The organism is Lentzea guizhouensis, assembly GCF_001701025.1.
Taxonomy (GTDB): Bacteria; Actinomycetota; Actinomycetes; order Mycobacteriales; family Pseudonocardiaceae; genus Lentzea; species Lentzea guizhouensis.
In genome coordinates this window covers 8242934-8256045 of record NZ_CP016793.1, presented here as the reverse complement: position 1 = coordinate 8256045, position 13112 = coordinate 8242934, and the positions used below count along the sequence as shown (strand labels likewise).

At 69.9% G+C, this 13112-nt stretch carries 9 protein-coding genes; 7 read left to right on the top strand and 2 right to left on the bottom strand.

Going from position 1 to position 13112, the window contains the following annotated elements; all coding sequences use genetic code 11:
- The first annotated feature begins 5 nt into the window (after positions 1-5).
- The 7 genes from BBK82_RS39470 to BBK82_RS39440 all read left to right on the top strand — a co-directional run bounded on the left by BBK82_RS39470 (position 6) and on the right by BBK82_RS39440 (position 10279).
- The gene (locus tag BBK82_RS39470) at positions 6-938 is read left to right on the top strand and encodes a pectate lyase family protein (protein WP_065919495.1); all 933 of its coding nucleotides are present in this window, start codon (positions 6-8) and stop codon (positions 936-938) included.
- A 384-nt stretch (positions 939-1322) separates the two neighbouring features.
- Positions 1323-4058: a glycoside hydrolase family 48 protein gene (locus tag BBK82_RS39465; RefSeq protein WP_237047821.1), complete on the top strand. Its 2736-nt coding sequence runs from the start codon at positions 1323-1325 to the stop codon at positions 4056-4058.
- A gap of 11 nt (positions 4059-4069) precedes the next feature.
- Positions 4070-5347 (top strand): lytic polysaccharide monooxygenase, encoded by a 1278-nt coding sequence (locus BBK82_RS39460; protein ID WP_065919493.1) that lies wholly within the window; start codon positions 4070-4072, stop codon positions 5345-5347.
- Complete coding sequence (locus tag BBK82_RS39455) at positions 5347-5799, top strand: hypothetical protein (protein WP_154697771.1); 453 nt, start codon at positions 5347-5349, stop codon at positions 5797-5799. The genes BBK82_RS39460 and BBK82_RS39455 overlap by 1 nt, the downstream gene beginning before the upstream one ends.
- A 20-nt stretch (positions 5800-5819) precedes the next feature.
- Entirely contained in the window at positions 5820-7562 is a 1743-nt protein-coding gene (locus tag BBK82_RS39450) for a glycoside hydrolase family 6 protein (RefSeq protein ID WP_065919491.1), read from the top strand.
- A 145-nt stretch (positions 7563-7707) separates the two neighbouring features.
- A complete protein-coding gene (locus BBK82_RS39445; protein WP_065919490.1) occupies positions 7708-9090 on the top strand; it encodes a beta-L-arabinofuranosidase domain-containing protein in 1383 nt (460 codons plus the stop codon).
- Positions 9091-9244: 154 nt separating this feature from the next.
- Complete coding sequence (locus BBK82_RS39440; RefSeq protein ID WP_065919489.1) at positions 9245-10279, top strand: LacI family DNA-binding transcriptional regulator; 1035 nt, start codon at positions 9245-9247, stop codon at positions 10277-10279.
- Between the two features lie 206 nt (positions 10280-10485).
- On the opposite strand, the gene BBK82_RS39435 is transcribed toward BBK82_RS39440, so the two are convergent.
- Together BBK82_RS39435 and BBK82_RS39430 are read right to left on the bottom strand one after the other, a co-directional pair.
- Positions 10486-11787 (bottom strand): ricin-type beta-trefoil lectin domain protein, encoded by a 1302-nt coding sequence (locus BBK82_RS39435; protein WP_237047820.1) that lies wholly within the window; start codon positions 11785-11787, stop codon positions 10486-10488.
- Between the two features lie 17 nt (positions 11788-11804).
- On the bottom strand, positions 11805-13106 hold the full coding sequence (locus BBK82_RS39430; protein WP_065919488.1) for a CE1 family esterase: 1302 nt from the start codon (positions 13104-13106) through the stop codon (positions 11805-11807).
- Positions 13107-13112 lie beyond the last annotated feature (6 nt).

Here is a 13112-nt window from a genome sequence, read left to right as displayed (position 1 = left end):
GTGTAATGATTCCAAAACGCGCAGCACTGATTTCTGCAGCCGCGCTCGTCCTCGGCGCTGTTTCCGTTCCGCAGGCGTCCGCCGCACCGTTCGGTCTGGTCGGCTGGGCGACCCAGGGAGGAGGCACGACCGGAGGCGGCAGCGCGTCACCGATCACCGTCACCACGGCGTCGGCGTTCGTCGAGGCCGCGAAGTCGTCGAGTGCGGCGGTGATCAGGGTCTCCGGCACGATCTCGCTGTCGAGCATGACCAAGGTCGCCTCGAACAAGACGATCGAGGGTGTCGGGTCGTCCGCGACGATCACGGGGCAGGGGCTGAACATCGCCAACGCCTCCAACGTGATCGTGCGCAACCTCAACTTCCGGAGCTGGGGTGACGACGCGATCAACGTGCAGTACTCCACCCGTGTGTGGGTCGATCACAACACCTTCTCCAACGGCTACGACGGTGCCGTCGACGTGAAGCGGGCCTCCGACTACGTCACGGTGTCGTGGAACAAGTTCACCAGTCACAACAAGACGATGCTGCTCGGTCACAGCGACGACAACGGGTCGGAGGACCGCGGCAAGCTCCGGGTGACCTACCACCACAACTGGTTCGACGGAACGCAGCAGCGCCACCCGCGGGTGCGGTTCGGCAACCCGGTGCACGTCTACAACAACTACTACGGCGGTGTGACCGACTACGGCGTCGCGTCCACCGTCGAGGCCGGGGTCCTGGTCGAGGGCAACTACTTCGAGAACACCGAGGACCCCTTCCACCGCGGCGAGGGCAGCTCGTCCGGCGGATCGCTGGTCGCGCGCAACAACCACTTCGTCAACTCGGGAACGGGTGACCAGGGCGGCTCGGTGAAGAGCCTGCCCTACTCGTACCCGCTGGACAGCGCGAGCAGCGTGAAGAGCGTGGTCACGGCCGGTGCCGGAGCCGGTCGGGGCTGACGAGACCAGGGGGCGCCCGAAGTGGCGTGGGCGCCCCCACCCCCGTCTGGGACCGCTCCCAGAATTCCACTCGAAGAGAGCAGTAAGAGGAACCGCCGGACGAACCGGCACTGAGTCATGTGGCGCAACCACAACGACTTTTCAGCGCAGAGGCGCTTACATCGGCGGCCGGTTGGCCGGTGTGGTTCACGTTACAGTGCCGTGAACTCTGGGAGCGCTCCCAGTTGTCGAGAGGGCGGCGGCATGACTCGGCGAACAACGGCGTTGACAGTTGCGGCGGTGGTGGTCATGGGCGGGGTACCCGCCGTGGCGGCACCGCTCGCGGTTGCTTGCACCGTGACGTATTCGATAACGAACGAATGGAACAGCGGGTTCGGCGCCAGCGTGGCGATCCGCAACGACGGTGACGCGCTGAACGGCTGGAACCTCACCTGGACGTTCCCCGACGGGCAACGCGTCCAGCAGGGCTGGAACGGCAACTTCACCCAGAACGGCGCGGTCGTCACCGTGACCAACCCTGAGTGGGCGCGCACGCTCCCGGCCGGCGGCAGCACGCAGGTCGGGTTCAACGGCAGCAAGGGCTCGACCAACCGGCCACCGACGGACTTCGCGGTGAACGGCGTGTCCTGCACCGGCCCGAACCAGGCGCCGTCCGTGGCGCTGACGTCTCCTGCCAACGGCAGCAGCTACACCGTGCCCGCGGACATCCCGCTCGCGGCCACCGCGGCGGACTCCGACGGCACGGTGTCGAAGGTCGACTTCTACGCGGGTGACCAGCTCGTCGCGACCGACACCAGCGCGCCGTTCACCGGCACCTGGGCCTCGGCGCCGGCCGGTGACCACAGCATCGCGGCGCGGGCGACCGACAACCGCGGCGCCGTCACGACCTCCACGCCGGTCGCCGTCAAGGTGCTGGCCGGACCCGCGGTCGTGGCCTCGCCGAGCGCGGTCTCGGTGAAACAGGGCCAGGCGGCGACGTTCGACGTCTCGCTGGCCACGGCACCGAGCTCCCCGGTCACGGTCACGCTCGCCCGCGGCGGCAGCGCGGACCTGACGGCGACGCCGGCGTCGTTCACGTTGTCCGGCACCGCGAAGCAGACGGTCACGGTGACGTCGGCGAACAACGGTGGCGAGCTCGCGACCGCGACGTTCACCGCGTCGGCCACCGGCCACAGCGCGGCGGCGGTGACGGTCAAGGAGCTCGACCCGAACACGTCGGACTTCAACAAGGCGTTCCTCGACCAGTACAACAAGATCAAGGACCCGGCGAGCGGCTACTTCCGCAAGTTCGGCGACCTGCTCGTGCCGTACCACTCGGTCGAGACGCTGATGGTCGAGGCACCCGACCACGGCCACCAGACGACGTCCGAGGCGTTCAGCTACTACCTGTGGCTGGAGGCGAGCTACGGCCGGGTCACCGGTGACTGGGCGCCGTACAAGTCCGCGTTCGCGTCGATGGAGAAGTTCATCATCCCCGCGAAGGCTGACCAGCCGACGAACGACAAGTACGACCCGTCGAAGCCGGCGACCTACGCGCCGGAGCACCCGCGGATGGACCGCTACCCGGCCGTGCTGGACGGCACCGTGCCGGTGGGGTCGGACCCGATCGCGGCGGAGCTCAAGACCGCGTACGGCAACTCGGACGTCTACGGCATGCACTGGCTGATCGACGTCGACAACACCTACGGCTTCGGCCGCTGCGGTGACGGCACGACGGCGCCCGCGTACATCAACACCTACCAGCGCGGCTCGTCGGAGTCGGTGTGGGAGACGATCCCGCACCCCTCGTGCGACACGTTCAAGCACGGCGGACCCAACGGTTACCTGGACCTGTTCACCAAGGACTCGTCCTACGCCAAGCAGTGGAAGTACACCAACGCACCGGACGCGGACGCCCGCGTGGTGCAGGTGGCGCTGCTCGCCCAGCAGTGGGCCACGGCGCAGGGCAAGGCCGGTGACATCGCCGGCGAGATCGGCAAGTCCGCGAAGATGGGCGACTACCTGCGGTACGCCATGTTCGACAAGTACTTCAAGCGCGTCGGCAACTGCAACAGCCCGTCGTCGTGCCCCGGAGCGACCGGCAAGAACAGCGCGCACTACCTGATGTCCTGGTACTACGCCTGGGGCGGTGCGACCGACACGTCCGCCGGTTGGGCGTGGCGCATCGGTGACGGTGCCTCGCACCAGGGCTACCAGAACCCGTTGGCAGCGCACGCACTGGCGAACGTGCCCGCGCTCAAGCCGTTGTCCGCCACCGGACAGCAGGACTGGGCGACGTCGCTGAACCGCCAGCTGGAGATGCTGCAGTGGCTGCAGTCCGCGGACGGTGGTCTCGCCGGTGGTGTCACGAACAGCTGGGAGGGCCAGTACGCCTCGCCTCCCGCGGGCACGCCGACGTTCTACGGCATGTACTACGACGCCCACCCGGTGTGGCGCGACCCGCCGAGCAACCGGTGGTTCGGCTTCCAGGTGTGGGGGATCGAGCGCACGGCGGCGCTGTACCAGATGACCGGTGACGCGCGCGCCAAGAAGATCCTCGACAGGTGGGTGCCGTGGGCGATCGCGAACACGACCACGGGCACGGACTTCCGCATCCCCTCTGACCTGGAGTGGTCGGGAGCACCGGACACGTGGAACGCCACCAACCCCGGCGCGAACGCGAACCTGCGGGTGCGCGTGCTCAACCACAGCCAGGACGTCGGTGTGGCCGCGTCGTACGCCAAGGTGCTGCTGAACTACGCGGCGAAGTCGGGCAACGCCCAGGCCAAGGCCACGGGTGAGGCACTGCTGACGGGGCTGCTCGCGCACCAGGACAGCCTCGGCATCGCGACGCCGGAGACCCGCACGGACTACAGCCGGTTCGACGACGTCTACAACGCCTCGACCGCGGAAGGCCCGTACGTGCCGTCGGGCTGGACCGGCAAGATGCCGAACGGCGACCAGATCGGGCAGGGCTCGTCGTTCCTGTCGATGCGGTCCATGTTCCGCAACGACCCGCAGTGGCCGAAGGTCCAGGCCTACCTGGACGGCGGACCGGCACCCACGTTCACCTACCACCGCTTCTGGGCACAGGCCGAGATCGCGACCGCGTTCGCCCTGCACGCAGAGCTCTACGGGTGAGGAGTAGCGAGATGAGAAAACGCATAGCAGCAGCGCTTCTGCTCGTCGCCGCGACGACCGGTGCGGTTCTCGTGCACACCGGCGGCACCGCGGCCGCGCACGGGTCGATGGTCTGGCCCGGCAGCCGCACCTACCTCTGCTACGAGGACGGCCGCGCCGGCGGCGGTGGCGGTGACCTCAACCCGACCAACCCGGCGTGCGCCGCGGCGGTCGCGCAGGGCGGCAAGCAACCGCTGTGGGACTGGTTCGGCAACCTGATCAGCAACGCGGGCGGCCGCCACCGGGAGATCGTGCCCGACGGCAGCCTGTGCGGTCCCACCACGAAGTTCGCCGCCTACAACCTCGCCCGCGCCGACTGGCCGGTGACGCAGGTGCAGGCCAACTCCACGGTGACCTTCCGGTACAACGCGTGGGCACCGCACCCCGGCACGTGGGAGCAGTACGTCACCAAGGACGGCTTCGACGTGACGAAGCCGCTCAAGTGGTCGGACCTCGAGTCCGTGCCGTTCGACAAGGTGACGAACCCGCCGCTGGCGAACGGCGAGTACGCCTGGCAGGCGAGGCTGCCCAACAAGACCGGCCGCCACATCATCTACTCGCTGTGGCAGCGGTCGGACAGCCCGGAGGCGTTCTACAGCTGCTCGGACGTCCAGTTCGGTGGTGGCACCGGAACTCCGGACACCACCGCGCCGTCGGCACCGGGCACTCCGGTCGCCTCCGGCGTCACCAGCAGCTCGGTGAAGCTGGACTGGCCGGCGGCGACGGACAACGTGGCCGTGTCGGGCTACCGCGTGTACCGCGGTGACCAGGTGGTCGCCACCACCGCCACGAACTCGGCGACGGTCACCGGACTGAGCGCGGACACCTCGTACGCGTTCACCGTGGTCGCGACCGACTCCGCCGGCAACGCCTCACCGGCGTCGGCGAGCGTCACGGTCAGAACCTCGACCGGTGGTGGCACCCCGACGGGCTCCTGCTCGGTGACCTACTCGCGGCCGAGCACGTGGAACGGCGGCTTCACCGCGAACGTGGCGGTGACGAACACCGGCACGAGCGCGGTCGGCGCGTGGCAGCTGGTGTGGGACTTCCCCGCGGGGCAGCAGCTCTCGCAGGCGTGGTCCTCGACCGTGACCGTGGCGAACGGCCAGGCCACCGCGAAGGGCGCGTCCTACAACGCGGACCTCGCACCCGGCAGCACGGCGACGTTCGGCTTCAACGCCACGACGTCGGGCACGCCGGTCGACCCGACGGCTTTCACGCTCAACGGGTCGGCGTGCGCCGTCCGGTGATGAGGGCACTGCTCGCCCTCCTGGTGGTGGGTTCGGTCGCGTTCGCCCTCCTCGTCGGGCGCGCCGAACCCACCCCGGACCTCAGCAGGGGAGTCGACGGCATCGCCGCCTGGCTCAACCGGCTGACCGACGAGTGCGCGACGGTCCGGCGGCACGACGACTTCGCCGAGTTCGCCGGACCGGTGCGCGCCAAGGTCTACGCGCCGTTCATCGCGGAGTGGGGGACCTGCAGCAAAGAGCCGTACGAACGGCTCGGGCTGCTGGTCCTGCGGCCAGGGCTGGAACAGGCCTGGCGGACGGCGCTCGCGAACGGCGAGGTCCGGGGCGATCCGGACCTCGCCTTCGGGAACGGCTTCGCGCTGACCGGCTCGGAGGGCATGGAGTACCTGGGACTCAACAGACTCGAGTGCACGCTCACCGCGTGTTCACTCATCCCGATCAAACACCATTGAAAGACAGGAGATCCGGAGCAATGAGGCTCAACGGACAAAGGCGGTGGGCCGCGGCGGGAGTCGCGGTCGCCACCGCCGTGGCGACGTTCGGGGTGGCGCTCAGCGCACCCGCGGGCGCCGCACCTGGTTGCCGTGTGGACTACAAGGCGAACAGCTGGGGTGGCGGTCAGTTCGGTGCCTCGGTGAAGATCACCAACCTGGGTGACGCGGTGTCGGGCGGCTGGACGCTCAAGTTCAGCTTCTCCGGCAGCCAGCGCGTCGCACAGGGGTGGAGCGCGAACTGGTCGCAGTCGGGTGCGGACGTGACCGCGACGAGCATGTCGTGGAACGGCAGCCTGGGCACCGGTGCCTCCATCGACATCGGCTTCAACGGCAGCGGCGCCGGCACCAACGACGCCAACCCGTCGACGTTCACGCTGAACGGCACCACCTGCACCGGTGACGTCGTGCCGACGACCACGACCACGACGACGACAACGACCACGACCTCCAACGGTCCTGGCCCCGGCCCCGGCAAGGTCGACAACCCGTACGTCGGTGCGAAGCAGTACGTCAACCCGGACTGGGCGGCCAAGGCCAGCGCGGAGCCCGGCGGCAGCCGGATCGCGAACCAGCCCACCGGTGTGTGGCTGGACCGCATCGCGGCCATCGCGGGCACGGTCGACTCCCGCGGTCTGGTCGGGCACCTGGACGAGGCGGTGCGCCAGGCGGCGGGCACGCCACTCGTCATCCAGCTGGTGATCTACAACCTGCCCGGTCGTGACTGCTCGGCGCTGGCGTCGAACGGTGAGCTCAAGCCCACCGAGATCGACAAGTACAAGACCGAGTACATCGACCCGATCGCCGAGATCCTCGCCAGGCCCGCGTACAAGGACCTGCGGATCGTGACCACGGTGGAGATCGACTCGCTGCCGAACCTGATCACCAACGTGACGCCGCGCCCGACCGCTGTGGCGGCGTGCGACGTGATGAAGGCGAACGGGAACTACGTCACCGGTGTCGGCTACGCGCTGGCGAAGCTGGGCGCGGTGCCGAACGTCTACAACTACCTCGACATCGGCCACCACGGCTGGATCGGCTGGGACGACAACTTCGGCGCCACCGCCGAGCTGCTGTTCCAGGCGGCGAACGCCTCCGGCAGCACGAAGGCGAACGTGCAGGGCTTCATCGCCAACACCGCGAACTACGGTGCGCTGAAGGAGCCCTACTTCAAGATCGAGGACTCGGTGAACGGGACCTCGGTGCGCCAGTCGAAGTGGGTTGACTGGAACCGCTACGTCGACGAGCTGTCCTACGCGCAGGCGTTCCGGCAGCGGGCCGTGCAGGCGGGCTTCGACGCGAACGTCGGCATGCTGATCGACACCAGCCGCAACGGCTGGGGCGGCAGCGCCCGTCCGACGGGCCCCGGCCCGACGACGAACGTGGACGCCTACGTCAACGGCGGCAAGCTGGACCGCCGCATCCACCTCGGCAACTGGTGCAACCAGTCGGGTGCCGGCCTCGGCGAGCGCCCGAAGGCGGCGCCGGAGTCGGGCATCGACGCCTACGTGTGGATGAAGCCGCCGGGCGAGTCCGACGGCGCGAGCAAGGAGATCCCGAACAACGAGGGCAAGGGCGCGGACAAGATGTGCGACCCGACCTACACCGGCAACATCCGCAACGGCAACAACATGTCGGGTGCGCTGCCGGACGCCCCGTTGTCGGGCAAGTGGTTCTCCGCGCAGTTCCAGGAGCTCATGCGCAACGCCTACCCGGCGCTGTGACCTGAGCACCGCTGTACCGCTGTACCGCAGTACCGCTGTGAGAAGGGCTCCTGCGCGGCTTCCGCTCGCGCAGGAGCCCCCCGCCGCCGTTGAGGCCGCACGCCCGGCGGCGGCCGGCTACTGCCCCGGTGAAAGGTCTTGCGCAATGCCAGAACCCTCGCGCCACGACGTCCTGCCGGTGTTCGTCCCGCGCCCGCGAGTCGAGGCCCGCCGCGACATCGGTGTGGCGGCGGAGCCGTTCCCGCTCGGTGCCGTGGCGCTGCTGCCGGGACCGTTCCAGGACGGGACCCTGCGCGCACACGCCTACCTGAAGTCGCTGGACCCCGACCGGTTGCTGCACACGTTCCGGCGCAACGTCGGGCTGTCGTCGGGCGTGGTCCCCCTGCGCGGCTCGGAGTCGCCCGACTCCGAGGTGCGCGGCGCGCTGACGGGGCACGTGCTGTCCGCGCTGGCCCAGGCGTTCGCGAGCACCGGCGACCGGGCGTTCTCGGTGCGGGCCGACTACCTGGTCGAGCAGCTGGCGCTGTGCCAGGAGCGGGCCAGGATCGCCGGGTACAGCACCGGGTACGTGTCGGCGTTCCCGGAGGGCTTCGTCGGCAGGGCCGAGGCGCGCGAACGCGTCCAGGCGCCCTACGCCACCCTCCACCGGATCATGGCCGGGCTGCTCGACGTGCACCGGCTCGTCGGCAGTCCCGGTGCGTTGCGGGCGCTGACGAGGATGGCGGCGTGGGTCGGCTGGCGGGCGGGCCGGTTGACCGAGGCGCACCGGCGGGACGTGCTGCGCACCGGGTGCGGCGGCATGAACGAGGTGCTGGCGAACCTGTACCAGCTGACCGGTGACCCGGCGCACCTGGCGGCGGCCCGGTACTTCGACCACGCCGAGGGGTCCGGCCCGCCGGCGCAGGGGTGCGACCTCACCGGTTCGCACGTGTCCGAGGTGGTCGGCGCGATCCGGGAGTACCACGCGACCGGTGACCTCCGGTACCGCGACGTCGCCGTGCGCTTCTGGCGGTCGGCGGAGGTGGACGACCTGACCTGGTGCGGCACCTACCACATGCTGGAGCTGGCCCGGCAGCTGTTCCGCACCGACCCGGCCGACGTGCGCTACTTCGACTTCTGCTCCCGGGCGCTCTGCGACGGGGTGCTGGGCGGGATGCGCCCGTACGACTTCGGCTGTTGCCACGGCACGGACCTGAAGAGCAACACCAAGCACGGCGCGGGCGTCTACTTCCACGACGGGAGGACGTTGTACGTCAACCTGTTCATCCCGTCGGTGCTGACCTGGACCAGCCGGGGTGTCTCGGTGCGGCAGGAGACGGCGTTCCCGGAGGGCTCCGGCACCAGGCTCACGATCGGCGGTTCCGGCCGGTTCTCGCTGCGCGTGCGGGTGCCGTCGTGGACGCCGGGCGCGCGGTTGCTGGTGAACGGTGCCGCGGTCGTGGTGACACCGGGGACCTACGCCCGCGTCGACCGCGCGTGGATCAACGGTGACGTCGTCCAGCTGGTCCTGGCTGGTCGACGTGTGTGAGCGTGCCCAACAGGGAACTCTCCATACAATAGAAAATTCGTCTGGACCATAAGAATTGACCAATGTTAACGCAAACATAACTCTTGTATGCAACTGATCCGGATCCCTATGGTGTCGGAACGCCTCGACGAGCGGATCCGGGAAAGGGGGCGGTGTGGTCACCATCGCGGACGTCGCGCGGCACGCCGGGGTCGCCCCGAGCACCGTCTCCTACGTGCTCACGGGCAAGCGGTCGATCTCCGCGGACACGAAGTCGCGGGTCAGGGAGAGCATCAGGACGCTGGGCTACCAGCCGCACGTCACCGACCGCGGCACGTCCTCCAGCAGAACGGGCGTGATCGGCCTGGTGCTGCCGCTGCGAGCGGGCATGCACCTGCCGGGCATGATGCGGTTCGTCACCGCCGCGGTCACGACCGCCCGCCGCCACGACATGGACCTGCTGCTGATGACCGCCGACGACGGTGCCTCCGGCCTGCGCAGGGCCGCGAACAGCGCCCAGGTCGACGGCTTCCTGGTGATGGACGTGGAGATGGACGACGACCGCGTCCCGCTGCTGCGCCAGCTCTCCAAGCCCTCCGTCCTCATCGGACACCCCGCCACCGCCCGCGGCCTCACCTGCGTGGACCTCGACTTCGAGGCGGCGGGTGCCAAGTGCGTCGACCACCTGGCCGACCTCGGTCACCGGTCCATCGGGTTCCTCGGTGCCCCGAGCGCGGTCTACCGCCGCAGCACCGGTTCGGCCCACCGCACCATGAACGGCTTCAGCGCGGCCGCGATGCGCCGGGGCGTCGCCGCCACCGCGCTGTCCGTCGAGGACGACCACGACTCGGTCCTGCGGGCCACCAAGGCACTCGTCCGCGCGCACCCGTCGATGACCGCGTTGGTGGTGCACAACGAGGCGGCGCTCGGCTGGATCACCGCCTGCCTGCGCGCCTCCGGCCGCCAGGTGCCCGGTGACGTGGCCGTGGTCGCGATCTGCCCCGACGAGCTGGCCGAGCAGATGTCGCCGCCGCTCACCTCGGTGCGGCTGCCGGCGGAGGAGCTCGGCAGGCACGCGGTGGACCTGCTGGCGGCCAAGCTGGACGGCAAGCAGCCGCCGCCGTTGATGCTCCTGCCGCCGCGGCTCTCGCGGCGGGCGAGCACCCCGGACCCGGCGTTGGTGCACCGCAGAGCGGCGCAGTCCGGCTGACCCGGCTCCGCCGTCGTGCAGTGAGGTGCGCGGGCGGACGTCCGGGAACGAAGACCGGGCGGTCGAGCGGGTGGTCCTGCTCGTGCGGAATGCGGCCCGCACGGGTGGGTGGCCACCGGCGAACACCGTCCTGGAGGAGTGCGCGGCCCTCGGCGGAGAGAGTCGTGCACTCCTCATTTCGGCGTTTTCGCCGGGACTTCAGGCGGTCAGGCCTTGGCCCAGCGCTGGTCGGCACCGCCCTGGCAGGTCGCGACCGTCACGGCCGCGCCGTTGCCGGTGCCGGCGGAGGTGAGGCAGAGCCCGGTTTGGACGCTGGTCACCGTGCCGCTGCCCGTGAGCTGCCAGCCCTGGTTCGCACCGCCGTGGCAGTCCCAGATCTGCACCCGCGCGCCGGAGGCGGCGTTGTTCGGCGCGTCCAGGCACTTGCCGGTGACCTGCAGCGCCTGGCCGTTCTGGGTGAACTGCTGGTTGGCGTTGACGTGGCAGTCCCACGTGATCATCTGAGCGCCGTTGGCCGTGCTCGCCCCGTTGACGTCGAGGCAGCGACCGGCCGCCTCACCGCGCAACCGGAACGTGGTCGGCGCCGGTGGCGTCTCACCGGTGAAGAACCTCCACACCTCGTTCTTCACCCAGCTGCGGGCACCGCTCTCGCAACCCGCGCACCCGTCGACCGGTCCCTGCTGGTGGCCGCCGTCGAACGGCGCCCACACCACCGGGTAGCCGGCTCGGCAGTTCGTGTACTGCGTGGTGATGTGCGTGCGGCTGCCCGCGGCGGGCTCGGGCGCGTTCTGCGGCGTGCAGCCGTTGTTGCGCACCCACCGGTCGCGCTGGCCGCGACCGGAACCGATGTTGTCGCCGATGCCGTGGATGCCCATGTACGCCACCGGTGCGGTGCCACCGGCGCAGCCGCTGATCTCGCCGGGGGAGGCGATGGCGGCGATGGCGCGGAACACGGTCGGGCGTGAGCACGCGAGGGAGATGCTCATCGCGCCGCCGTAGCTGAAGCCGAGCGAGAACCGCTGTGCCGTGTCGACGCAGAGGTCGCTCTCGATGCGGCTCAGCATGTCGTCGACGAACCGGACGTCCTCGCCGCCGCTGTTGCCCCAGCCGTTGTTGAGGCCCTGCGGTGCGACGAAGATCGTCGAGTTGTTCGCCAGCCTGCGCAGGCCGTAGTAGGCGTAGACGTCGCCGTCGCTGCCGCCGCCCGCCACCTGCTGCGCGGTGCCGCCGAGCCAGTGCAGGCCGAAGACGAGCCGGTACTGGCGGGTGTTGTCGTAGTCGTCCGGGATGCTCAGGACGAACGACCGGTTCTTGCCGCTGCTCTGGATGGTCTGGTTGCCGCTGCGCAGCGTCGGTGCCTTGCCGCAGCCGGGAGTGGCGGCGAGCGGGGCCGGGTCGGCAGGCACCTGCGCCTGCGCGACCCCGCCGCCGGGCAGCGCGAGCGCGGCGGCCGCGAGCAGCCACCCCGTCCGGCGGAGGATCTGTTTGATGCGCATCAGGTTGGTCACGCTCCCTGTGGTGGTGATCATGCGGTCGTGCACGTCATGCCGTTGAGGGTGAACAACGACGGCGCCGCGGTGTTGCCGGTGTGCGTGGCCTGGAAGCCGATGCTGGTCGACGCGCCCGGCGCGATGTCGCCGTTGTAGGAGGCGTTGGTCGCGCCCACCCGCCCGGTGTTGGAGTCGTAGGTGGCGTTCCACCCGCCGGTGATGGTCTGCCCGCTGCCCAGCGTGAAGCCCAGCAACCAGCCGCTGATCGCGGTGGTGCCGGTGTTCGTGATGGTGATGGTCGACGTCAGGCCGTTGTTCCAGGCGTTGACCTCGGCGCCGACCCTGCAGTCGCCCTTGGGCAGCGGCGTCGAGGTCGTGGGGCCGCTCGTGGTGGTCGTGGTCGTGGTGGTCGTGGGACCGCCCGCGAACTGGGTGATGAACTTCCACGCCTCACCGGAGGTCCAGGTCCGCCAGCCGTCGCCGCCGCCGTCGACCGGGGCGGGCGTGTGACCGCCGTCGAACGCCGCCCACACCACCGGGTACCCGGCCCGGCAACCGCTGTAGGCGGTCACGATGTGGGTCCGGCTGCCCGCGCTCGGCTCGCGCGGACTCTGCGCGGTACAACCGTTGTTGCGCACGAACGTGTCGCGCAACGCACGGCCCTGCGCGATGTTGAGCACGTTGTCGCTGATGCCGTGGATGCCCAAGTACGCGATGGGTTGCGTGCCGCCGTTGCAGCCGCTGAGCTGCGCGCCCGCGTAGACGACGACCGCGCGGAAGACGTTCGCACGGGCGCACGCGACGGCGTAGGACATCCCGCCGCCGTAGCTGAACCCACCCGCGTAACGCTGCGTCGTGTCGAAGCACAGCGCGGCGTCGAGCTGGCGGAGCATGTCGTCGACGAACGTCAGGTCCTGGCCGCCGGGGTTGGCCCACCCGTTGTTGTTGCCCTGGGGTGCGACGAAGATCGTGCCGTTGTTCTCGGCGTCGGCGAGCTTGCGCAGCCCGTAGTAGGACCAGTTGTAGCCGTCGGACCCGCCGGTGTCGACGTCGTTCGCGGTGCCGTTGAGCCAGTGGAACCCCACGAACAGGCGGTACTGCCGGTTGGGGTCGTAGTTGGCCGGCAACCGCAGAACGTACTGGCGGTTCTGGCCGCCGCTGCTGATCGTCTGCCGGCCGCTCGTCAGCGTGGGCGCCTTGCCGCACCCCGCCGTCGCCGCCGCCGTGCCGACGCCGCCGGTGGTCGTGGTCGTGCCGCCGATCGCGATGCCGGCGGCGCCCAGCAGCACCACGGCACTCGCGACGGCCAGGCCCAGCACCGCCCTAGCCCTTGTCACGGCAGC